Raw genomic sequence first — 22874 nt, 5'->3', positions numbered from 1 at the left:
CACAGGGTGATGGCCTGCTGTTCTGCCGATCTGAACAATCGCCCCATACCCGGATCAGCAAGGCCTTTCAAAGGCCATGACTGTCCTACGCAAGGCCTTTGAGAGGCCTTGGATACCCGAATGAAAATCCTATTAATAATACACTGCAACCGAGGGCGCCCTCAATAGGGCAATTTCAGCGCATACCTGGTCAGGTATTGCCCTGCCACTGCATACAAGCTGTTCCCCAATACTTTAAAACTGCTTATGGGTACATCCTTATATTTGGGCAGGTAAAAGGAATAGCAGTAAACCTGTTTCTCCAGATCGTACACATCTATTGCCGCACTTTTCCTGAACAAGGTCAGGTCTTCACCTTTACCCATCAGTTTCGATTGCACAAACAAATATTTGCCCTGGTTTGAACAGTTTGCATTCACCATTAAAGTGGGCGAAGCAAAAGTGAAAGACTTTTCAGCACGCAGCTGGTCTACCTTAAAGCGGGCCGAATCAATCGGGTCTATGGTCTTTATTTTCTTTACCAGGTTCAGGTTCGTATCTATCAGCAAGATCTCGTTGCGGTAATGGTACACATAGGTCAGCATGTGCAACTGCCGGTTATACCTCAGCATGCCGTCTGTACAAAACAAACCATCTACCTGCTTTTCAAATATCCCGGTATTGCTCATGCTTTCCCCCCGTACACTTACCTTGCGCAAACTATTGGCCCGGGTATCGGTGTCTATAAAACGGAAAACCATCGTTTGTGTGCCTAAGGGCTGCAGCTGTGCAAAGTATGGCGCCTTTATCCCATAAACCGATGCCTTCCAAATCCCTGTTTTGCCTTTCAGGATGCTGCGTTCCAATCCATTGTACAGGTAAAAAGAAGCCGAATCTACATAAGCCTTATAGCTGCCCTTTACTTTTACCTCCTGCCTGTTCAGCTCAAGGTTAATGCTTACCGTATCCCTTAACAAAGGGCCAACCTTCAGCAAATGGCCTATGGCCGTTGCGCTGGCCAGGTAAACGGAACTTCCGGCCTCACCGGCCAGGTAATAGGAATTGTATTTTATATCGATGGCCTTATGGCCCTTAACCACCCCAAGCAGGTTCCTTTTAAAGTTATAGGTAGCTGCACGCTGTTTAAGCGCATAGCGGATGGTCAGATACAGGACGGGTAAAGATGAAAGTACAGCAACAATGATCAGTAAGTAGTAGAATTTTTTCATAGGCTAATGGATTACAAGCTTTGGAATAAACGACCCGCTAATGCAGCGGGCCGTTTAAGGAGGTCAAACTAAATTGGGAGATCTAGTTTTGTCTGTACAGTGGAATGGTACAAAGGCCAGTCTCTGTATCCTGCAGGTAAGCATCGCCACCTGCCAGTAGCTGGCAGGCATTGCCTGTGTAGTTTACATCACAGGTGCCAATTACATTGCCCGGGGTAGTACACTCACCCTGATCGTTGTAAGGCGATCCCAGTAAAACACTTGTTGTTGGTTTTGCCGTGGCAAATACAGTGCTTACGACACATACGGCCGCAATAACGAATGTGAAAAATTGTTTTTTCATTTTGTTTGAATGATAAGATTAATGCCTACTCTGTTTCAATCAGGTTTTTCGGCTTCCACCTGTTCAACGCGCATTGAATATTTTTAACACACCTCGTCGTCATGCCTAAAGCGGTCGTCCTTAACACACCCCGTCATGCCGAGGGAAGCGCAGCGACGAGGGATCTCTTGAACTATGCCTAAACAAGAGATCTCTCCCTGCGGTTCGAGATGACGTGACGTACCAGCATTACGAAACCGGCGGTAAAACCCCAACCACAACCCAACTATCCCCAACCCCACAAACCCTACATTAAACCATAAATGTTCCGACCATTGCATCTGTTCTAAAACACCACCACAATGGCAAACCGACCTGTCACTGAACTTCAAAATCACTATGATGTACAAGCTAAACATGATCATCAAGCCATAACTGGCCCAAAGGGCCGGCAGCAAAGTCCGTCTAAACGCCAAACCTATAGCAATCAAAATCTCAACCGCAGGGATACACAAGGCAACCAGCAAAGTAAAATCTGATAATATAGGCGACTGCCCCAGCTGCACTTTAAACTTCTGAAAGTCCCAAACTTTGCTAAATGCTGCATATAAAAACAGCAGGATAAATAAGTACCTGATCACATCAATCAACAGCAGGTACCAAAATCTTTTATTTAACTTCTTCATTAAATCAATAACATTTAGTTTTAAACCAAAAATAGCCTCCCCGAAGGAAGGCTAAAAACCGATTTAGGTACTTAAAACTACCTTTTCAGGTATTTTTTGGCGTATCCGGGCATAACAATCTAGCATCAATCAATGTGCTCTTAGTAATACCGGTAAAACTACAGATCTCCTTATTGCTCAATCTCCATTCCCCGTCAACAAAAAATTCCGGAAATTTCCCCTTAAACACACAGTAGCGCTGTTTCTTATCCACCATCTGCAATATTTCTGTTTGCAAATCCTTACGTGCCATTTCGGCTGCCCTTATTTTCTCGGTCAGTTTATAGGCAACAGTATGTCCTTCATAAATATCGTCCATGCAAAAATTGCTGATGCTTACCAGTTCACAATCTTCTATCAGCTCTATATACAATACCTCGTTTACCAGGCGTTCCCTAAAAGCTTCCAGTAAAACAACAATGCTACCGGCTTTCCATATAAAGCGGATTTTTTCTTCGCCTGTTTGTGCATCAATGCTATACAGTTTAATCAGGCCTTTTCTAAGGTAATGGGCCTCGGTCATCAACATGTCAGGCTGCAATAACATATAGCCTTTCCGTTTAAAATGCGGCCTTAAACTATTCATCAGTACTACAGACAGCTTACCCAGCAAAAGCGGGTTGTCCAATAAAGAGCGTAAGTAATCTACTACCTCCTGTTTCCAGGCTGTCATTTGAGCTTCGGTTAATTTAAATGGTCTTTTATTCATAATTTAATTAGAAAATTTAATCGTTTGTTGTTTATTTCCCCTTGTACAAACGTTCCCTTAAAATCTCCCGTCAATCATTTGAGTTAAGTGTTTTCCATAATCCTTGTTTTTTTAAATGAATAGATATTTTAATTGATGTTGTTTAAAAATAAATTGTTCGATTCCTGACCACTTATTGAACAAAATAGTTCAGATTCACAATAAGCATAAATATTATAGTATCAACATGAGAGCAAACCAACGAATCACAGTAAAGGGGATAGAAATCTCTATCTTTCAGAAAAATGAGTCAGATTACATATCATTAACAGATATGATTAAAGCTAAGGACGGCGATTTCTTTATCTCGGATTGGCTAAGGAACAGAAATACCATTGAGTTTTTAGGTATTTGGGAAAAGGTTCATAATCCAAATTTTAATTATGGCGAATTCGCCACAATTAATCCCTGCTACCCTTAGCCCACAGCAAAAAAGCTTCATTTATGCCGATGAGGCTGTTTTTCAAAGAACTTTCCCAGCTGTTCCTGGCCAGGGTTTTATCAGTAATCTTTTTCCAGTTCGGTGATAAAGCCAACCACATCCATTACTACGGCGTAGTAAACCAGGTCTTCAGGGTCCTTTTCCGGTTCAACGGTAACCAGTATCGCAAAGGCCAGTTCCATAGCCTTTACCAGCTCTCCGCTTTGCTGGTATTCCCTGGCCCGCCGCATCAGCACTGTGCTTACTTCTCTTATCCCTTCTTTTGCTATTTCATTTAACTCACCCCAGCGCTGCTGATAAATGATCAGCCCTTTCAGCAGGTAAACTGTTTCCGCGTAGCTAAAGTCTAAAAAACGGAATATCATTTTGTGCAGCAAGATCCGGTCGTCCATGGCATATTCACGCAGGGTAAGCAAATGCCCTTTTTCCGGCAATTCTGCAAGTACCTTTTCCAAAGCAGCAATGTATGGCAGTATGTTCATTTATTCAGTGTTTCCCTTCATGATATGGTATCCTGCTGTGCCGCCAATCAGCCAGGCAAACAACATGTTCAGGTCAATTTCCATTACATCATCCAGCAGCTGAACTTCCATTTCCGCTAAAAAAGCATCCAGGGCAAACTCTGCCATCATCTGTATTTCGCGAAGCGCTCCGGCTGTATTTTTCAATGTGGTAGATACCACTACGATGTCATCACCATGCAGGTCAATCTCAATTCCGTCGGCAGTTGTAAACTGGTTGGCATTTGCCCAGAAACGGGCCAGTAAAATGTTTTTATCAATCATAGGTTTAATTTGTTATACATTTTATCATAATTTTTCTGTCTGTATTTCCAATATTTTGATGTGATGCGATTAAAAAAACCGGGAGTTGCTTACACCCCCGGCTCCAATATAAACCCACCCGTTTATGAAAGGAGAGACGTTAATTTTACCTTTGTTCAAAACAAGCCAGCAATCTTTTCTGCAAGCCCATCACTTCTATATTGCTCATCCTCAGTTTCTCTTTCAGCTCCTCATTCTCCTGGTGCAACACAGCTTCTTCTTCGTCAAGCAACCAGCAAACCTTTACCTTCAGTATAGTAGCAAGCAGTTTTAAGCGGCTCAACGTCAATTCCGTCTGTGCACATTCTATCTTCGAATAGGCCGGAACAGAAATGTCCAGCTGCGCTGCCATATCGCTTTGTGTCCAGCCCCGATTTTTTCGCAAGGCCCTTAGTTTTTGGCTGATGTTATTTACTGCTCCGGACATCTTCACCGTTTAACCAACAATTCTCATCCCACATATGGTCGCAATACCGCTCCGCATCTGTCCTTTCTTCATGCTGTTTCAATAACCGATTACGTAAATGCTGTTGTTTTTTAACAGAACTCTGCTCATCAATCATCTTGGTGATAAAATCAAAGGCTTCCTCCATGATGCATTGAAAAGTGTAACCCTCATCATATACATTTTCCATTGCAGGCTCAATCACCTTTAGTATCGCAAAAGCGATATCCATTGCTTCATCAATCTTGCCATCAGCACTGCAGCTTGCAGCCCTTAAGAGCAAAGCCTCTGTAATTTTTTCCACTTCATCCTCACTATCCTCGGTAATGGTATGCCCACCGTTTTTTTCATTCTGGACAAAGCCCTGCAGTAAAGCAATAGTCTCAAGATAATCCAGCGGTACAAAACGCGCTACCATTTTATACCGTAAGGTTTCATCATCAACCGCATATTCCAGTAGCGTGGTTAAATGCCCATTGTTGGGCAATGCCGAAAGTACCTTTTCCAATACCGTGACATGCCGGTCAATATCATACCGAACTGGCTTTGCTATGATATATTTCATTTTTTCAGATCCCATTAATTTCAAATTTTATTATAAAAGCATTAAATTCTTCTTTACCACCCCGACTTTCAGCCACCCAGCGTGGGTATCAGGTCTATGATGTCATCGTCAAGTATTTTCCGGAGCAGCGCATTCGCCTCTTGCCTGGAGTTTCCTTCATAATTTATTTTTTTAAGAAGCCGGAACAGCACGCTCGTTTACTGCTCCGGACATTCTTAGCTTAACCACCTAGAGAGTGTTAATCCAGGTTGTTTTTTCTATTTCGGCAACTTGTACAACACCATTTTACCATTATACAGCGTAAACAAAGTATCTCCGCTGACTATCGCCGATTTAAATGGCTTCTCTTTTACCTTATCTACATAAAAGCTGCTGCCATATTTACCATCCGCTAGTCTGTACCTATCTATTACACTGTACCTGTTAAAATCGCCCCTGCTTTCATTATCTGCGCGGAATGCCGATACCACATACAAATAAGCTCCATCCATAAAACTATCCTTGTTCACTTTTACCCTGGCTTTACCTGGGATGATCTTACTCTTACCTCCACCTTCATCTACCATTTGTTTTTTTACATCAATAAATGCTACTGTATCAATGGTTTTGCCAGACACCTTTACATTCAGGTTGGTATCTATCAAATAAAAACGGTTGCGGAAGTATTCTACATAGCTGATGGTGCCAGTACTTTTCTCATAATGCATAGCCCCATCACTGGCCATTCCCAGATCTTCACCCTGGCCCGGTACAATGTCCGCTTCTTTGACGACCTCGCCACTTATGGTACTAATCTTCTGAAACACCTGCTTTTTACCGAAACGGTCAAAGGTCCTGATCACCATTGAGGCCGGGGATACCTGTACCGATTTGGTAAACACCTGGGTTTTTAGTTCCCTCTTGTTTAATTTTTGGTCCGGATATTTACCATGTATAACCGATTTCAGGTTATTCATGTGTACATACAGGAAAGGGGTATCCACACAGATGGTATAGGGAACAAGTTTATCCTCCGGTGCTGTTAAATTAATGCCTATGGTATCTTTTTTCAACAGATCTTTACTTATCATCAGGATGGATTTTGGCGTTTCACCTGTAAGGTAAATCTGATTGCCAGAAACACTCCAGATCTTGTTCAATGGCTCAACAAAATCTGTTTCTTTTAAAACTTTCAAATCTGAAGTCAACATATTTCTTGAAAAGCCGTTGTTGTGTTTATTAGGCATATCGGTAAATACATATAAACAAGCCAAAATCAATAGAACCAATGTGGTAATTAACAGCAACCGGAGAATAACTTTGTTTTTCATTTAACTAGTTATATTTACAGTGTACCTGCCATACTTCATACTGGGCATATGTTCCTTCTAAATCAAAATAGGGCTGTCCTGAACATGGGCCTTCAAAATTCCCTCCAGACCAGTTTACATCTGGCAGTACCTGTACGCAGCAAAAAACATCTCCACCACCACATTCTTGTGGTATATCAGCGTCTTCTATGTAATTATTTGGATCAAGGTTGAATACATGCGCTTTATAAAATTCTGAAGTTTGGGCATCTTCACAGGTAGTACTGGAACTAAGTACTTGAGAAGGTCCTGCACAGAATAACTTAACAGTAACAGGGCCTTTAAAACACCTAAAGGATTCTCGATGGTTATTCTTTTCAGTGACAGCTTTGTTCGACATTAAGGTAATTCCTATAGTGGCCAGTGCTACTATTAATGTAAATGAGTTTCTTATTTTGTTCATGATTTAAGTTTGTTTTTTAATCGTTAATGAATTAGTTCTGGTATGCTGTTCAGAATACAACCTCCTTTCTTTTAGGAATGAATAAAGTTTCAGTTTCAAATATTATTGCAATAACAGACAGCAGGACAAAAACGCTGTTAAACCATAAATGATCATCCCAAGAAAGTTGGGCCAGTACGCCCCCGCAGCTACAGGGCAAATCGTAAGCATATCGTAACATCATCCATATATACCCCGTAAGGAATAGCATTAAGGTAAAAGATGCGTATAAACCAAGTAACCTAGTTCTTTTGTAAACCAGCATCGCTCCAATGAATACTTCCCCTGCAGGTAGTGTCCAACTGATTAATGAAGCGAAGTATTCAACAAAAGGTGATTTCTCCAATTGAGACTTAAAGTTGTTATAATCAAGTATCTTATTTAATCCGGTATAGAACCAAAGCAACACAAAAAGCGCAGTTATAATCTCAATAGATATTACCCTCGCCATCCTGATTTTGATCATGTTTTTCTAATTCAGAAGGTTTATTATTTAAAAGTAATTTATAGTAGTAATTCCAAATGGAGCCGTCCCAGTGGTCGTCCCAAATACGCCCCTCATTACCAATACTACATTTTTAAACCTGTTTGCGGATGTAGCACTAAAATTAAAGGTGGTAATCAACGCATCCGTATCCGCACGCCTGATCTGGAAACTGTAAACTGTTGATGCTAACCTGGCAGGATAGGCTTTAAATGCAGTAATACTCTTATAAGGTAAATTGTCAACTTCATTAGTTGTTACGGTAGATAACCTCACCTTCAAATTAGGGCTGTTAGCTGACAAGTTCACAAACCGGACGTTGACAATACTATCAGCAGATGACGGTATATTTGATCCTGCCGTTATGATATTCGGGTAATTTACTTCTTCCCTTAACATGGTATCAGTTGCTGCGCTCGTACCGCTTAAATACAATGTATACATTTTGGCTTTCAGGCTAAATGACCTGTTGAACAATATTCTTGTTGTATCGCTAACAGGAACTATTGTAAAGTTCGCATTCCCTGTAGTTGCATAATATAATGTACCTGCCGGATATGCCGTTTGCAAAACGAAACTACTCCAGGCTTTTGATTTTCCTGTCGGATTAACTTTAACTGCCCCTGCACCTGTAATTGCGTTAATTACCAGGATAGTTCCAATTTCTTCAGGTCTCGTCTTTTCATCTTTACAACCTAACAAAAGAGCTATGATAAATAAATAAATGACAAAATTTCTCATTTCATTTTCCTTTTACATTTAACAAATTTTTGATCTTATTCTCCAAATCATTCCCCCTCAATCTACCTCCAAATAAAGGCACATTCGAGAGTGGGCAATCAAAAGCAATCAATCTACCCTCATCATCTATCAGAATATATGCGGGGATAGCTCTTATATCAAACATGTGTAGAACCGTCTTATTTTTTCCGTCTATACCATGTATCCAAGGAGTGCCATCTTCAGCAAGAGCCTTTTTCCAATCATTCTCTTTATTATCTGAAGAAATTCCTACTATATTAAATCCATTTTTATTATAAGTATTATACAGTTTCTTTAACTCTGGGATTTCTTGGCGACAAGGCCCGCACCACGAAGCCCAACAGTCAATAAGAGTAAGTTTACTTTTAGCTGCTATATCGTGAATTAGTAGTTGATTACCTTCCGGAGTTGTGATACTAAAATTGTTAATCAAGGCACCTTCTTGTATCAATAAAGACAGATTCAATGACATAATTTCCTTCTTTAATTTATCTCCATAGTAGCTATTTTTGGCTTGCGCTGACAATTGGTCATACAATTTCCCCATCGCCTTCGAGCCAAAAAGTCCCTTGCATTGAATTATAAAATACGGAGCATACAAAGATGCAGGATTATCGGTGAGCCACTCAAGTGCCATTTTCTTACAGTCTTCAAATAATTGCTCTCTCTTGACTAATAACCTATTCTTCTCGATTTTGATCTGAGTGGAATCAACATTCTTACCTCTGTTGTCCAATTGAGTGTTCATCGATTCTAGTTGCTTGTCGATTTGTTTAATCTTAACAAAAGCCATTTTACTTATTAAGTAATTAAGATCATCCTGCCCCTTAGATCCGGTTATTACTAATTGTCTCTGGTTTAACACGCCAGAGGCGGTCATATCGCCATTAACTATAAATATTTCACCATAAAACAATTTAGATACAGAAGTATCCATACGGATAAAATGAAATCTGCCATTTTTAAGTAGTGTTCCTTTGAAGGAAAATTGCTCTCCATTAGAGATTGTACCAGCAACAGTGTCCTTTTCCTGTGTTATTAAATAAAGTTTAGTTTTATCTGGGAGGCCTCTAAGTTCTCCTCTTAGGATGAACTCATCTTTTGTCTGGGCTTTATTGTGGGTTGAAATGCCAAACAACAAAGCAACTAATATCACTATACATCTACTATTCATCATATTTTCTAATTTAAATTCCATTATTTATCTTCTTAATTTTTATCTAGGTGTTGCTTTACCAACTTTTCTAAACTTCCTTTCGTGCGAAACTCACTACCAGAACTTAATAACTTACCTTCTTCATCCAGCAACAATAATTGTGGAACTCCTTGCCAACCGTAAGTGTCAAAGATCTTTCTTCCTAAGCCGCCTGGTCGAAAATCTAAAATGGCAAGCGGCCAGTTCGCGCCTGTTTTTTGGTGTATTTGTTCAATTTTTTTCTTATCCTCATTAATATATCCACTAATACAAGCACTAATTACCTCGAATCCTTTTGAATTGTATTTGTCAAAGACTTGCTTAATTTCTGGCATCTTCTCAATACAAACGGTACACCCCAAAGACCAAAAATCAACCAATACCAATTTCCCTTTATATTTTTCAAGATCAACCAACTTTCCATCAACGGATTTTGTCTGCAATTTCAAAGGAATTTTATAAAGCTTCCTAACGCTTTCAATACCTCTTGCTTGCTGATGGAAGGCAGAGAATTCTGTAGCCTTTAATAAGGCCAAGTATTTATCAATATCCTGGTCATCCAAGCCAAAATCATTTCTATCGCGATATAGTACGCCTAACATGTTTACAACAGGACCCTCCGCCCCATATCGTTTTGCAAAATCCACAGATTGCAAAACATGTTGCTGTAAATCAAATTTTTCTTGTTTAGAATTGCGCCATTTTTTATTAAAAAATCCAAAGGATAATTCCTGTCTAAACAATATTTCCTTCCGCTGCTCACTTACTTCATTAGAAGATAAAAACTCTTTTAAATATTGACAATAGAGGATTTTCCATCCGTTTTTCGCTAATGTATCTAATTGAACAACATATTTCTTTTCAGCTTTAGCTCTTGCGCCCTCTCTTACATTTGCGAAATAGGCGGGCTCGTATAGTCTAGAGGTAACTAGCCATTCAAATCTTCTCTGATCATTTGGAAAAAGAGTCCAAAATCTAATTCCCCATTCTCTCAATGTACGTCTAAACAATTCGTCATAGATATTTACCTCTGTCTTTGATTCAATATATCTATCAAAATCCTTTTGATTATATTTATCAGGAAGCGTAACCCCGCTTGCTGGAGGATAACATATAGGTTTTGTCTCCCAATATTGATCCGCTTCGCTTTTGTGACTATTGCTTAGCTTTTCCTGAGCAATAGAGACCATACTAATCACACTAAATAGCAGTGCAATTACTAATTTTATTTTTTTCATGTTATTTCTTTAAAAAGATTATTGCCGTTATATCATCAGCCAAATACTGGATTTGTTATTTTTTGCAAATGGATTGTTATTACCAACCAGGATTTTGTTTCATTCCCGATAGCCGAATGATTTCATAAGGTAGAGGAAATGTGTAGGCGTTACTGTTTGGTTCTAGAGTATACTGTTTGCCACCAATAGTTCTGTTCAATGTTACCGAAAACCTAGAATCTTGGTTTAAACGCCGCAAGTCAGACCAACGCACATTCCTCAATATCAATTGCTTTTTTCGTTCTGCAAAGATCTTAGTTAAAGCATCGGTTTCACTTAACGCTATCTTGTCAACATATTTGCTTGAGCCATCAGGATTCTTTGCGTACCTCGTCCTTAACAAGTCATTTAAATCTTTCATAGCATCCGATAATTTTCCCGCCCTCGAATTGCATTCTGCTCGTATCAAATACATTTCATCTGTTGCTGGCCCGATAAACATATGAGAGGCACTATTGCTGTAGTGGCCTTTAAACAGTATTCCTGATGAAGTGACATTAAAAAATATTTTCTTTCTTAAGTCATTATTATCATAACTATCAAATAATGATTGATCTATTCTGTAACGACTATTTAGATAAGAACTGGCACTCAAAAGATTTAAAAATGCGACTTCTTTGTTTACTCCGATAAAATTCGCTACAACTGAAAGTGTATTATAATCTAACAACTCACTTTTGATCTTTAAATACTCATTTGAATAAGTAAATGCGTTTGAGTAATCCCCCATAGAAAGATATACTTTGGCAAGTAGCCCTAAAGCAGCCGATTTTGATGCTCTTGATAAATACTCAGATGTATTAGGTAAAGCATCTTTTGAAGTTGTTAGATCGGAAATAATTCGATCATAGGTTTGTTTGACGGTTGATCGAACAGATGTTTCAGTGATATCAGTCGACAATCTCAGTGCTAGTCCAAGATCTGAATTGGCACTATTCGTCTTGAATGCAGGAGCATAAACTTGCGCAAGTTCAAAGTATAGTAGACCTCGGTTGAACAATGCCTGGGCTTTTACCTGTCCCAGCCCCGCATGGTCCTTGTCCTTTGATTTCTCGACATAGTCTAGAATAATATTCATATCTAAGATTCGTCTATAAATCGAAGTATAGAAAGTAGTATTTTGAGTTATATTTTCGTGTTGATTTATAGAAGTCCAGACATATGCATTTTGAATATGAGCATTGAGTGGTAACATCGACGTGAAATCACTTTCAGTATAATAATGTCCGTCGGCGGCAACTTCTCCCAACCCAACTAGAATCAGCGTAAAATTATCCAATATTGCCTGAAAATCTACTACTGTCTCTGGTACCGTCTGCATCTTATCAGACTTAACATCCAGCCATTCTTTTTTGCAGCCCGAAAAAACTACCAATATCAACACAAACATGCATCCAATTACTTTTAAAATGGATTTCATATATTTATTATTTACTTTCATAGCTTTAATAATTTAATGTCAAACCAACAGATATCGAACGTGGATTGGGAACTTTGTTAAGATTTTCAGGATCAATGTTATGGTTATTGGCCCTCCACAGGAGAACGTTTAAGTCATTCGCTAACACATAAAAGGAAATATTAGTAAAAGGAAATTTTCTTACTTGTCCTTTATTTAGATCGTAAGATAAACGAATATCGCGTAAACGTATATGATCTGCTTTCTCAACTAATACTTCCGAATAGGCATAAAATTCATCTCTACCGTCTGACATTAAAGGTAGTGAAGGCACATTTGTGAACAATTCGTCACCTGGTTTTTGCCAGCGGTTCTTATAATCTCCATGTCCTCCCCAAGTATATTGAATCAGGCTAAAATTTACCGATGGCCTTCTGAAGTAATATCCAAAAGCATAGGTAATATTAAAGGAAGTAGAAAAGCCTTTATAGCTGATAGTATTTAGCATATTCCCAAAAACAGGTGCTGTACTTCTTCCATGATAGATAAGATCTGTAGGATGTGTATTGGGAGCAACTCCGGTAGACCCTAGAACGGTTGTGAAGGGAACTATCTGACCATCGACAACACCCATTGGATCTCCAGTTTGACTATTCAATCCAGCCCAACGATAGCTATATAAATAGTTACGAGGTTTTCCAGCTAGTACCTGGTTGCTTAAATAATTTAAAGGCTGAATAAGTAAACTGGGGGCTAAATAATAATCAGTTATTTCTTCCTTATTATAACTTAGTGAAATGGCAGAATTTACTTTAATACCGTAATTTAAAACAAGTGCTGTTAAGTTTAAATCTATACCTTCCGCTTTTAAAGCCCCAAAATTGCCAGTATAGGAGTTTACTCCAACGGTTGGATCAACAGGTTGGGAACTTATTAAATCGCCTGCCTTTTTAATATAATAATCAACAGATCCTATTAAACGATTACCAAACATCGATATATCCAAACCTAAATTAATGACTTTGACCTTCTCCCATGTTAATCCTGGGTTAGGAGGACTGACTGAAGTTGCATATTGCTGAGGAATACTATATGGCAACGAGGCCAACTGGTACCTTATCACGGGAAAAGAAGTTGCATTATTATCTACATTTCCATTATAACCGTAAGTCGCTCTTAATGATAAAGAAGAGATAGAACCAACATCAAAAAAATCTTCTTTACTTATGTTCCAACCAGTTCCGAAAGACCATGTCGGTTTTGCTTTTAAATTAGCTTTAACACCAAAAAGGTTTGCGGCATCAATACGGGCGCTAGCATTTAACGTATATTTATTTAACAATGTATATCCCACGTTACTATAGTAACTTAAACTTCGATTTAAGGAGCCACTCAAACTTCCATTATCTTTGGGGATTGTTCCGGTATTGCCTGAGGATGCTCTCATGGCATACCTTGTGTTGTAATCCATATTGTTGGCAAAGCCTAAAGTCAAAGGGTCATACCCCCATTTTTTATTTGAATTCAAATCTCTTTGAGACTCATTAACATTAAAACCACCAATAGCTGAAATAGCATGTGCATCAAAAGTTTTGCTAAAGTTTAACTGACCTTGCAAATTATACGATGTTTGGCGCATACTTCTGAAGTTTAAAGTGCCCCCAAGGGGAATTGGATATTGTGGTTGTCCCAGAGCATTGAGAAACATATAGGTGTTTATATTATCTCTAACTTCATAGCTTCTAATACTTTTATAATCCTCTGAATTTGATAATGAATGATCGTATTGACCTTTGAGGTTTAAATTTAATCCTTGAATGATCTTATATATTAAGCCACCCCCAAATCTTATGGTGGATAATTTATCTGTATTGTCTTGGTTACTTATTTCCTCTATTGGATTATAATGCCAGTCCACCAAACCTCTAGTTTTAACAGTATCGATATATGAGGATCTTAATCTTTTAGGAACCGATAGTAGATTTCCATTTTCATCGGCTAGCATAGTATAGGGAGAAACTTGGTTAATCCCATTGGCAATGTATTGGTCATAACTTATACCATTATTTTGAGTTTTGCTTTGAGTATAAGATACATATGTATTTAATTCTATGTTATTAGTAATACGATAATTGTTGTCTAATCTTAATGTTAATCTATTGTATTCATTCCCGATTGCTGACTTTAGTTCTTTATCATAACCAATAGAACCGTAATAATTCATCTTATTACTACCACCGCTTACGTTTAAATTGTATTGCTGATTTACAGACGATCTTAGCAAGTATTTATTTACATCATTGCGCACATCATTATTTCTAAGTTTCTCAAGATTAATAATAGTCTGTGAATCACTAATTTCACCTCGACGATTTGCTAGAAGAAGCTCAATGCCTGAAGACAATGAAGGAAAACTGTTAGAAGAAGGATATAAATCATCGTAATCGTTATATACTCCAATCTTGAAAAGCTTTTTCTCATAGTCGATCATATCATTAGAAGACATAATATTTGCTTTAAACAAGTCAGGCCTTTCTCCAATTGTTGTATTGCTAAAAAACGACACATTAGCTTTCTGATCGAACTTACCTTTCTTGGTTGTAATTACGATTACCCCATTTGCGGATCTAGCACCCCAAATGCTTGCTGCCGCAGCATCACGAAGTATTGTTGCTGATTCTACGTCATTTGGGTTTAAATTGTTTAAAATAATTTGTCCTCCAAAACCAAAAATATACTCCTCATAAGGAAAACCATCAATGACTATAAGTGGTTTTTGATTTGCATTAACCGTACTCAATCCCCTTATACTGATATCTGTCCCATTGACACTGGCTTCCCCATTTCCTCCTTTTCTCAAACTACTTGTCAGGTAAGAGATTCTATCGAGAATATTGGTTGACACTCCACGTTTGATTGATTTATTATCAATTTGAACAAAACTTCCCGTCGCACGTTCTTTATTCAGCTCCTGATAACCGGTATTATAAACAACTTTCACCTCTTCTAGTTCGCCAGTCGCTGCATTCAGCTTAATCTCCAATGGCATCACCGCATCCTTTAACGCAATCTCCAAAGTTTTATACCCCACATAACTCACAAGCAAAACCGCATCTTCATCTACACCTTTGATCTCAAACTCGCCCTCCGAATTAGTATTCGTAACAGCACTTTTCCCTTTTACCCGGATACTGGCGTTTGGGAGTGGCTTCCCGTCCTGATCAACTACCCGGCCTTTTATGGTAAGATTCCTCACCATGTTCGAGATGACGTTACTAAGCTTATCAAGCAGAGAAGGGGATCTTTCTTTTATAATTATGGTTTTATCCTCTATTTCGAAATCCAGCTGCTGATCAGCAAGAATCTGTGGCATGGCCTCTTCAAGAGGGACATTGTTTAAGGCTATCTTTATGGGTTTAGCTTTATTCAATTGTGCAGATTGGTACAGTACCTGAAAGCCTGTTTGTTTTTTAATCTCGGTAAAAATAGCCTTCAGGCTTATTGGATTGCCTTTTATAGTGATACGCTGGGCCAGCGTTGTTGCGCTGACCTGCATAAGGGATGCTATTAATATCACGGTGGTTAGTCGCATAACTAGCAATATTTTATGGTATAGCCGTACAGGCCTACCAATTCGTGGTTTAATATCGTACATTTACGCTATAGTTTGGTTCTTGCATCATGCCCCTGTCGTCGAAAACCAGGCATGCTGCGGTTAAATAGTTGATATTTTTATTGGCTGATGCCAAACTTCAACCAGGTCTTCCAAAGGTCTGGTTGTTTTTTATACCCGGTTAAGGGTCGTTTTTACGGCAGTAATCGAATCTCATCATTCTCTTGACTTTTTTAATTGGTTAAATATTTAATGTTTTTGTTGTATAGTAATTTATTTACCTGTTACCGTTACACTTTTCCCTTCAATTTTAAAATGTATGCCACCTGTCTTTTCCATTTTGTTCAGGATTTTTGAAATGTTGTCGTAGCGTGATACCCCACCTCCAAAGAGTCTGTCTTTATCCACACCCTGATAAATTACCTCTACATCGTACCACCTGGCCAGTTTTCGCATAATACTTTCTAAAGGCTCGTCGTTAAAAATAAACTCACCGTTTTTCCAGGCTATGGCTTCACTGGCATCAACCTGTTTCAAAACCAGCTCGTTATTTTCATTCAAAACGGATTCCTGATTGGGTTTGAGCACAGTACCCGGATAAACAATTGCCCGTTCGTTTGGCTTTTTAGGCCGCGCCCTGGTAGAGGTTACAGCAACACTGCCTTCAAGCAAGGTAGTTTTAGTGCTGCCTTCTTCTTTGTAGGCACTGATATTAAAATGTGTTCCTAAAACTTCTACAACTTGCCTGCTGGTTTCTACAATAAACGGTTTCTCCTTGTTTTTCGCCACCTCAAAATACACCTCTCCATTTATTAGCAAAATTTTGCGTTCCTTACCAATAAATTGTGAAGGGAAAGAAATTTTTGTGTCGGCGTTTAGCCAGGCACGTGTGCCATCGGGCAAGGTGATCTGGTAGGTGCCGCCACGCGGGGTGCTTAAAATCGTCATCTCTACAGAGCGAAGCGACGAGAGATCTCGCCCTTCGGTCGGGATAACAGTGTTGTCATTATACTTCAAACTGTTCGCATCAACAATTACCCCGGTTTTAACATCGCTTAGGAGAATGGTTTTACCATTGGCAAGGGTAAGGGTTGCGGTGTTTTTACCCGGGGCAATGTCGTTTGTATAGTTTGTAGCTCCTTGAGCAGGCTTAGGATTGCGGGGTGCTTTAAAAAGGAATACACCAAAAACAATCGCTGCTACCGCAGCGGCAGCAATTGCAATGCGTGGCCAAAGTTTAAAAACCCCTGCCGGCTGCATATATTTAACCAATTCATCTCTGCTTACTTTTTGATCAATTAATAGCTGATCTGCATCTGGCACCTTTGCAGAAAACGGAGCTTTAATATACCAGCTTTCTACCAAAGCTTTTTCAGCTTCGGTAGCAGTACCGGCAACATAACGGTCTAATAACTCTTCTTTGTTAATCTCTTTCATTGCACAGGTTATATTAACTCCTATACTCTAAAGACACCACATACCGCCTTATGGGGTAGATGAATTAAAAAAAAGTTTTTACATTGTTTAATGGCCCATTTTTACATACTTAATGGCCTGTTCCAGGTTTAGAAATCTATCGGGTATAAAAGGTGCCTTTGCCTATTCCATGTTTTTGAATCTGGTTTCGCAATACCAGATTTTCTAAATGCTTTTTAATTGTATTTCTATTGGCCTTTGTAATCACTACAATATCACTAATCGTTAGTTGACCCCGGGACTTTACCAGTTCTAAAATATCTAAAGACAATTGGGGAAGTTGACCCAATAGCAGATATTCCTTGTCGAGTTTAGTTTCCAGTCTTTGCTTTTGCTTTAACAAAGCTTTCAGGAAAAACATGATCCAGGGTTGCCAGTCAGGATTATCATTTTCTAAGGTACCCTGAGTTTGTCTAAGTGCCAGATAATATCCTTCTTTACTATGTTCTATAATAGATTCCAATGAACTGTATGGGACATAAGCATATCCTGCTGATAACAATAAATAAGTAGTTAATGCTCTTGAAAGCCTTCCATTGCCATCTTGAAACGGGTGTATGGCCAAAAATTCTACAACAAAAATAGCCGTCACCAATATTGGATGCAAGGATTTATTAGCCAGTGTATCATTTGTCCATGCGATCAAATGTTGCATTCGTAATGGAGTATCAAATGGCGTGGCCGTAACAAAAACAACTCCCACGCTTTTTCCACTTGCATCAAATGCTTCCACTTGATTATTATGCTTTTTATATTCACCGCGATGTCGGGAGTCTTTATCACTATATTTCAATAAATCTCTGTGAAACTGACGTATATAATTTTCAGTAAGCGGAATTTCCTGGTAATTTTCAAAAAGAGTATTCATTACAGCTGCATATCCTGCAACTTCCTGCTCGTCTCGGTTTTCAAATTTTTGAATTTGTAAATTAGAAAGCAGTACCTCCACTTGCTTGTCACTTAACTTACTCCCCTCTATACGGGTTGATGAGCCTATACTTTCGATAGTAGCAACCCTACGCAACGATATTAATTGTTCAGGTGCGAGATTGCCTAATACCTTCCAGCTGCCTTTAAATTCGTCTATGCCGGCAATAATGTTTAAAATCTCGGACGTTATATTAAGTGAGTTAATCTTCATTATCCAAAAATATACCCAAAAATACCCATAAAAATATTAACACCCAAAAGAATATCCATAAATATCCATAAGATAACTATTAAGTTTATTTGGGTCATTAAACAATGTAAAACTAGGCCACTAAAAGATGTAAATACGCGCCATCATAAAATGTAAATTACAAAAAGATTAAAAATATGTTAGCACCAAGTTTTACCCTTAAAATACGTAAGGCATTACGTACCTGCGTACGCACGGTTTGAGGGCTTAAATTGAGTTTTTTTGCAATCTCATTATGGCTAAGGGCCTCGTTACGGCTAAGGTCAAAAATGATCCGCATTTGGGTGGGCAGTTTTGCAATCTCCTGTTCTACCATTTGTAAAAGTTCTTTCTCCCGTATCAGGTTATCGGTAATGCTTTCACCCTGCTCAGAAAACTCCTGTAAAGAAACCGCATATTCTCCCCGCACTTTTTGGCTCCTATGCAAATTAAGCACACGATTACGAACAGCAGCATATAAATAACCCGGCAATGTTGTAGTAAAAACCAATTGCATTCTGTGATCCCACATATAAGTAAAAAGCTCCTGCAAAATATCCAGCACTTCCTCACGATATGGAAACCGTTTGTAAGCATGGGCATACAATACCGCATAATACCTGCTATGAATTTCAGTAAGCGCATGGCTGTCCCCACTTTTTAACAAAGCCGTCAGTTCCTGATCAGTATAAGTACTGTAAGCACCCATTTCCCTTTCTATTTTTCCCTATTAAAATTACTGAATATTTTCTGCAATTCTATACATTTTTACGCAAATAAACCAAATGGTGTACTTTTGACACTCAGGCACTTAGCCACAAAACAGGCCTTTAGGTTTATTCAAAGCCTGTTTTTAAAAGAAAATAAATTTCATCGGGCATCGTCTGAGGTAAAATTTACCTTATACCCTGAAGCAGGTAAGTGTGGCCTGTGCAGAAGTAGAGGCTATTCGCTGCCAGTTTCTCTACCGTATAATGGATAAACTCCCCTTTTGTAAACCACAGCCTCTTTTGAGATCAATAATGTAATAATAAGTACCTACTGGCAATTCTGCACCGTTCCATCGACCATTAAATGGGGTTTTATATCCTGTAGATTCAAATACCTTATGTCCGTATCTGTTATAGATGGCTATGGTAGCCTCCGGATAGCTCTGCATCCCCGGGATCAGCCACTCATCGTTATGGCCATCACCATTTGGCGAAAAGGCATTGGCAAATACACCAATTCCATCGTTTTCTATGGTAATTTTAGCACTTGCGGCCAGGCTTTCACAGGTTCCCTGGCGCAACACAATGCTAAAGTGCTGGCTTTCCTTTATCTCTACATTAAATGCACCCGTAATATTTTGGGCGATTAACGTTCCATTGGCATTGTACAGTACATAGGTTCCGTTTTGGGCCTGCTGCACCTGGATCAATGCATTGCCCGATGAGCAGATCTTTACATCGTTTACCACCGGAACAGGCAATGTGCTGCTTTCATTTTCAATGCTATAAGGGATGATCTGCCGGCTGCAGTCCAGCGCATCACCTATGGTAAGCTGATAATCTCCGGCTTTAAGTCCGTCAAGTACAGCATTTGAACCGATCACATGCCCATCTTTATCCTTCCACTGGTAAAAATAAGGGAGTTGCCCGCCAGTTAATCCAGGGGCCTTGATCCGGCCTCTTCCCAATCCGCATTGGTCGTTAGTTATCTGTTCCAGGTTCCTGTTAATTGTTGCCCCCGAAATATTTCCAATGCTGTATTGCTGCAATAGATGTTCGCAGCCCAAGTCGTCTATCGCATAAAGGTCGTAAGTGCCCGGCCCCTGGTTCTCCAGTATCCTGGAATGCCCTACAACAACACCGGCATTATTTTTCCAGAAACATGCGGCAGGCTGGTCCTTTGTAAATATGGCTTCAATTTTTCCATTGTTTAACGCACAGGTAGCAGATGTACTGACTTTTGTAGTAGCGTAATCCTTAGTAGTCTGTACCAGCTCTATCGTCAATTCTTCGCTGGTTTTATTGCAAGTAGCATTTGATGCCACCAAACGGTATTTACCCGCAGGCATACCGGTCAAATTCAGTGTATTGGCCACCGGGGTATTACCTGCATCAATCCACTGATAGCTGGTAGCGCCGGCAACAATGATTCCCGTAATGCTGCCATTGCTGGTGTTGCAGGCAGCTTTTCCAATAACCTTATTTGCCGTATTGACGGTAACGCCATTGATTTCGGGAACCATTATAGGCGCCGATACCAATGCCGGGCAGGCACTGCCATCCTTTACTTCGAGGGTATACGATCCTGCTGGTACATCTAAGAGTTCGGATGAACTACCTACAAGTTGACCTGCGGCATTTTTCCATTTATAAATTAATGTTCCTGATCCTGTAACTGCCAGGTTTTTAATAGATCCTGTAGGGCTATTACATAAACTGCCCTTAATATCTGGTGCGGATTGATCGATATTAGGTCCTGTTTGGTTGGATAAGGTATAATATGGGGATTTTACAGTACAATTGTTATAAGTTACCTCAGCATGATAGGTACCAGCCTCCACATTCCTTAAATTATAGTCTGTCCCTCTGATTTTCCCTTCCTGATCATACCATTTTACGGAATAATTTATTCCATTATAATTAATGGAAAGATTTGTTATAGCACCGTTACTGATGCCGCATGAAGGATTTATCTTATAAACTGATGAGGTATTAAATTTTGGAGTTCCATCTAAAATGGTAAAGGTAAATCGTTGTGTACAGCTACCGTTTAACACCGAAAGCACATATTTACCGGGCAAAAGCCCTGAAATATCTGCATCAGAACCTACTATTTCCTCAGCTTCATTACGCCATTCATAACCTCCTGCATTTTTGTAACGCTGGCCAATAATAGAGCCGTTCGCTTCACCACAAGAACTATGCAGAATCTGTGCGTATTGGTTATTATAAGTAATTGTAAACTGGGAAGTAAAACCGTTATATGTAGCTGATGCAATTACTCCACGTTCAATAGCACCTTCAAATTTCCACAATCCATTTTCATCTGCTGTTACTGTGGCAAAATAAGTTAATGGGTGACATTTCTCACAATCATCATCCCAGAACAGCTCTATCTTTGAATTCGGAGTAGCGGTTCCTGATACTGAACCAGCGGATACATTGGTAATTTCTATATGGGGAAGTAAGTTAACAGGACCATTATAAACCTCTTCACCTAAGCGAATATCTACACAATAAAGACTGTTTCGTTGAACAAGGAGAGACTTGACGGCATCCAACATGAGTTGACCGTTTTCAATGCTATTTGCTTCACCAGGAAGCAGCCCTCCTATTTTTACTATATCCTTTGTGAACAACCAAAAAAAGGGTTTATAAGAAGGGTTGTTTGGTAATGCCTCGCGCTTGATTACATTTCCTTGCAAGATTATTTGCCCAAGGACATCCTCAATCATAATACTATGAGAGCCCTGAATTTTATTATTCAGGATTTTAAATGAATAAGGAGCATAGGCAGTGTAACCAATATAACCGCTCAAACTAAAATGAACTGCATTAATCGTACTACCATTAAAATTTGGTAAAAGTACGGGATCGCCATTTACTGAATACCCAAAGTAATTGTTTTCAATGAGAAATTCGGTCGGAAAGTATTTGTCAGGTGTGGTGTTTTTACCACTAATATAATGGGTTCCGTTTCCGAATATATTGCGCTTACTGTCTTCTTTGCCACCAATTTCGATAATTCCCTTACAATAGGCCAGGTCAATCCCCCCTAGATATCCCCTTGGGGTTCCGCGGAATGTTTTCCCGTCAGGTTCAAACCCAAAGAAATTTGAATAAACCTTAAGGTTTTCTACCCCCATCGGTGGCACCCCAACTCCTGTTTTTAAGGAAACATAAAGTGTCGATAAAATTAACCCATTGTTGACGAATACATTTCCTTTTCCTGGTGCACCAATTTGAATGTTTCTGGCATTTTCTACGTATAGTACTGCAGATATTGAATAGATGCTCTGGGTTGGCCCGTTTAAAATGGGTCCCATAAAGTCTCGTACATAAAATCCATAGATTTCAAACCCGTCAATATCTATTAGTACAAATGCATTATATGGTGATGAACTATTTTGTGGTTGTAAAACAACTTTTGCATTACTTACTCCAAAACTGTTGCCAGGTTGCGTTGTCCCGTCTATTACAAGATTTGAAGAGATATAGGGCAACGCCGTTGCCAATGTTATTGTCCTGTCAGCTTCAGTATTTCCAGATAAGTTAAAATGAATATAATCCTTTTCTGCTATGCCATTTGAGGCCGCTTTTGTTAATGCCTCTCTTAAAGTGCCTACTCCCGCATCAGCGTTGCTAATTACCACAAAAATTTCTGAAAAAGCCACATGGCTTTGACAAAGAAAAATAAATAGTAGAAATAATCGTAATTTCAAATTAAAA

General features: G+C 39.1%; 21 protein-coding genes. 1 reads left to right on the top strand and 20 read right to left on the bottom strand.

Features of this window, described 5'->3' with window-relative positions:
- Window positions 1–161 precede the first annotated feature (161 nt).
- The 4 genes from PHEP_RS04615 to PHEP_RS04600 all read right to left on the bottom strand — a co-directional run bounded on the left by PHEP_RS04615 (window position 162) and on the right by PHEP_RS04600 (window position 2964).
- Window positions 162–1208 carry a hypothetical protein gene (locus PHEP_RS04615; RefSeq protein ID WP_012781087.1) on the bottom strand — a complete coding sequence of 349 codons (1047 nt, stop codon included), beginning with the start codon at window positions 1206–1208 and terminating at the stop codon, window positions 162–164.
- A gap of 82 nt (window positions 1209–1290) precedes the next feature.
- Window positions 1291–1551, bottom strand: coding sequence for a hypothetical protein (locus tag PHEP_RS04610; protein WP_012781086.1), 261 nt, complete (start codon window positions 1549–1551; stop codon window positions 1291–1293).
- Between the two features lie 83 nt (window positions 1552–1634).
- Entirely contained in the window at window positions 1635–2216 is a 582-nt protein-coding gene (locus PHEP_RS04605; protein WP_012781085.1) for a MauE/DoxX family redox-associated membrane protein, read from the bottom strand.
- Window positions 2217–2301: 85 nt separating this feature from the next.
- Window positions 2302–2964, bottom strand: coding sequence for a cyclic nucleotide-binding domain-containing protein (locus PHEP_RS04600; protein ID WP_012781084.1), 663 nt, complete (start codon window positions 2962–2964; stop codon window positions 2302–2304).
- Between the two features lie 226 nt (window positions 2965–3190).
- On the opposite strand from PHEP_RS04600, the gene PHEP_RS22475 reads away from it, so the two are divergent.
- Window positions 3191–3424 carry a KilA-N domain-containing protein gene (locus tag PHEP_RS22475; RefSeq protein WP_012781083.1) on the top strand — a complete coding sequence of 78 codons (234 nt, stop codon included), beginning with the start codon at window positions 3191–3193 and terminating at the stop codon, window positions 3422–3424.
- An 80-nt stretch (window positions 3425–3504) separates the two neighbouring features.
- Here the strand turns inward: PHEP_RS22475 and PHEP_RS04590 are convergent, their stop codons facing one another.
- From PHEP_RS04590 to PHEP_RS04515, 16 genes are all read right to left on the bottom strand, one after another.
- Window positions 3505–3927 carry a hypothetical protein gene (locus PHEP_RS04590; RefSeq protein ID WP_012781082.1) on the bottom strand — a complete coding sequence of 141 codons (423 nt, stop codon included), beginning with the start codon at window positions 3925–3927 and terminating at the stop codon, window positions 3505–3507.
- A complete protein-coding gene (locus PHEP_RS04585) occupies window positions 3928–4230 on the bottom strand; it encodes a hypothetical protein (RefSeq protein ID WP_012781081.1) in 303 nt (100 codons plus the stop codon).
- A 145-nt stretch (window positions 4231–4375) separates the two neighbouring features.
- A complete protein-coding gene (locus PHEP_RS04580) occupies window positions 4376–4696 on the bottom strand; it encodes a helix-turn-helix domain-containing protein (RefSeq protein WP_012781080.1) in 321 nt (106 codons plus the stop codon).
- Entirely contained in the window at window positions 4677–5294 is a 618-nt protein-coding gene (locus tag PHEP_RS04575) for a hypothetical protein (protein ID WP_012781079.1), read from the bottom strand. The genes PHEP_RS04580 and PHEP_RS04575 overlap by 20 nt, the downstream gene beginning before the upstream one ends.
- Before the next feature lie 242 nt (window positions 5295–5536).
- Entirely contained in the window at window positions 5537–6589 is a 1053-nt protein-coding gene (locus PHEP_RS04570) for a hypothetical protein (RefSeq protein ID WP_012781078.1), read from the bottom strand.
- A 4-nt stretch (window positions 6590–6593) separates the two neighbouring features.
- Entirely contained in the window at window positions 6594–7031 is a 438-nt protein-coding gene (locus tag PHEP_RS04565) for a hypothetical protein (RefSeq protein WP_012781077.1), read from the bottom strand.
- Between the two features lie 49 nt (window positions 7032–7080).
- Entirely contained in the window at window positions 7081–7536 is a 456-nt protein-coding gene (locus PHEP_RS04560; protein ID WP_012781076.1) for a MauE/DoxX family redox-associated membrane protein, read from the bottom strand.
- Window positions 7537–7563: 27 nt separating this feature from the next.
- The gene (locus PHEP_RS04555) at window positions 7564–8295 is read right to left on the bottom strand and encodes a DUF4397 domain-containing protein (RefSeq protein WP_012781075.1); all 732 of its coding nucleotides are present in this window, start codon (window positions 8293–8295) and stop codon (window positions 7564–7566) included.
- Window position 8296: 1 nt separating this feature from the next.
- The gene (locus PHEP_RS04550; RefSeq protein WP_012781074.1) at window positions 8297–9514 is read right to left on the bottom strand and encodes a TlpA disulfide reductase family protein; all 1218 of its coding nucleotides are present in this window, start codon (window positions 9512–9514) and stop codon (window positions 8297–8299) included.
- A gap of 11 nt (window positions 9515–9525) precedes the next feature.
- Window positions 9526–10749: a TlpA family protein disulfide reductase gene (locus tag PHEP_RS04545; protein WP_012781073.1), complete on the bottom strand. Its 1224-nt coding sequence runs from the start codon at window positions 10747–10749 to the stop codon at window positions 9526–9528.
- A gap of 79 nt (window positions 10750–10828) precedes the next feature.
- Entirely contained in the window at window positions 10829–12229 is a 1401-nt protein-coding gene (locus PHEP_RS04540) for a RagB/SusD family nutrient uptake outer membrane protein (protein WP_012781072.1), read from the bottom strand.
- A gap of 4 nt (window positions 12230–12233) precedes the next feature.
- Complete coding sequence (locus PHEP_RS04535) at window positions 12234–15779, bottom strand: SusC/RagA family TonB-linked outer membrane protein (protein WP_012781071.1); 3546 nt, start codon at window positions 15777–15779, stop codon at window positions 12234–12236.
- 294 nt (window positions 15780–16073) lie between these two features.
- Window positions 16074–17237 carry a FecR family protein gene (locus PHEP_RS04530; protein WP_012781070.1) on the bottom strand — a complete coding sequence of 388 codons (1164 nt, stop codon included), beginning with the start codon at window positions 17235–17237 and terminating at the stop codon, window positions 16074–16076.
- Window positions 17238–17373: 136 nt separating this feature from the next.
- Complete coding sequence (locus PHEP_RS04525) at window positions 17374–18417, bottom strand: Fic family protein (RefSeq protein WP_012781069.1); 1044 nt, start codon at window positions 18415–18417, stop codon at window positions 17374–17376.
- 157 nt (window positions 18418–18574) lie between these two features.
- Window positions 18575–19144, bottom strand: coding sequence for an RNA polymerase sigma-70 factor (locus PHEP_RS04520; protein ID WP_012781068.1), 570 nt, complete (start codon window positions 19142–19144; stop codon window positions 18575–18577).
- A gap of 255 nt (window positions 19145–19399) precedes the next feature.
- Window positions 19400–22819, bottom strand: coding sequence for a T9SS type B sorting domain-containing protein (locus PHEP_RS04515; RefSeq protein WP_012781067.1), 3420 nt, complete (start codon window positions 22817–22819; stop codon window positions 19400–19402).
- Between the last annotated feature and the right edge of the window lie 55 nt (window positions 22820–22874).

It is taken from the genome of Pedobacter heparinus DSM 2366 (assembly GCF_000023825.1).
GTDB classification, from domain to species: Bacteria; Bacteroidota; Bacteroidia; order Sphingobacteriales; family Sphingobacteriaceae; genus Pedobacter; species Pedobacter heparinus.
The sequence above is the reverse complement of the archived record's forward strand: the minus strand, read 5'-3'. Positions and strand labels throughout refer to the sequence as shown.

Excerpts from the sequence above, each read along its gene's own strand:
- PHEP_RS04615 (WP_012781087.1), bottom strand. The coding sequence starts at position 1,208 with ATGAAAAAATTCTACTACTTACTGATCATTGTTGCTGTACTTTCATCT.
- PHEP_RS04610 (WP_012781086.1), bottom strand. The coding sequence starts at position 1,551 with ATGAAAAAACAATTTTTCACATTCGTTATTGCGGCCGTATGTGTCGTA.
- PHEP_RS04605 (WP_012781085.1), bottom strand. The coding sequence starts at position 2,216 with ATGAAGAAGTTAAATAAAAGATTTTGGTACCTGCTGTTGATTGATGTG.
- PHEP_RS04600 (WP_012781084.1), bottom strand. The coding sequence starts at position 2,964 with ATGAATAAAAGACCATTTAAATTAACCGAAGCTCAAATGACAGCCTGG.
- PHEP_RS22475 (WP_012781083.1), top strand. The coding sequence starts at position 3,191 with ATGAGAGCAAACCAACGAATCACAGTAAAGGGGATAGAAATCTCTATC.
- PHEP_RS04590 (WP_012781082.1), bottom strand. The coding sequence starts at position 3,927 with ATGAACATACTGCCATACATTGCTGCTTTGGAAAAGGTACTTGCAGAA.
- PHEP_RS04585 (WP_012781081.1), bottom strand. The coding sequence starts at position 4,230 with ATGATTGATAAAAACATTTTACTGGCCCGTTTCTGGGCAAATGCCAAC.
- PHEP_RS04580 (WP_012781080.1), bottom strand. The coding sequence starts at position 4,696 with ATGTCCGGAGCAGTAAATAACATCAGCCAAAAACTAAGGGCCTTGCGA.
- PHEP_RS04575 (WP_012781079.1), bottom strand. The coding sequence starts at position 5,294 with ATGGGATCTGAAAAAATGAAATATATCATAGCAAAGCCAGTTCGGTAT.
- PHEP_RS04570 (WP_012781078.1), bottom strand. The coding sequence starts at position 6,589 with ATGAAAAACAAAGTTATTCTCCGGTTGCTGTTAATTACCACATTGGTT.
- PHEP_RS04565 (WP_012781077.1), bottom strand. The coding sequence starts at position 7,031 with ATGAACAAAATAAGAAACTCATTTACATTAATAGTAGCACTGGCCACT.
- PHEP_RS04560 (WP_012781076.1), bottom strand. The coding sequence starts at position 7,536 with ATGATCAAAATCAGGATGGCGAGGGTAATATCTATTGAGATTATAACT.
- PHEP_RS04555 (WP_012781075.1), bottom strand. The coding sequence starts at position 8,295 with ATGAGAAATTTTGTCATTTATTTATTTATCATAGCTCTTTTGTTAGGT.
- PHEP_RS04550 (WP_012781074.1), bottom strand. The coding sequence starts at position 9,514 with ATGGAATTTAAATTAGAAAATATGATGAATAGTAGATGTATAGTGATA.
- PHEP_RS04545 (WP_012781073.1), bottom strand. The coding sequence starts at position 10,749 with ATGAAAAAAATAAAATTAGTAATTGCACTGCTATTTAGTGTGATTAGT.
- PHEP_RS04540 (WP_012781072.1), bottom strand. The coding sequence starts at position 12,229 with ATGAAAGTAAATAATAAATATATGAAATCCATTTTAAAAGTAATTGGA.
- PHEP_RS04535 (WP_012781071.1), bottom strand. The coding sequence starts at position 15,779 with ATGCGACTAACCACCGTGATATTAATAGCATCCCTTATGCAGGTCAGC.
- PHEP_RS04530 (WP_012781070.1), bottom strand. The coding sequence starts at position 17,237 with ATGAAAGAGATTAACAAAGAAGAGTTATTAGACCGTTATGTTGCCGGT.
- PHEP_RS04525 (WP_012781069.1), bottom strand. The coding sequence starts at position 18,417 with ATGAAGATTAACTCACTTAATATAACGTCCGAGATTTTAAACATTATT.
- PHEP_RS04520 (WP_012781068.1), bottom strand. The coding sequence starts at position 19,144 with ATGGGTGCTTACAGTACTTATACTGATCAGGAACTGACGGCTTTGTTA.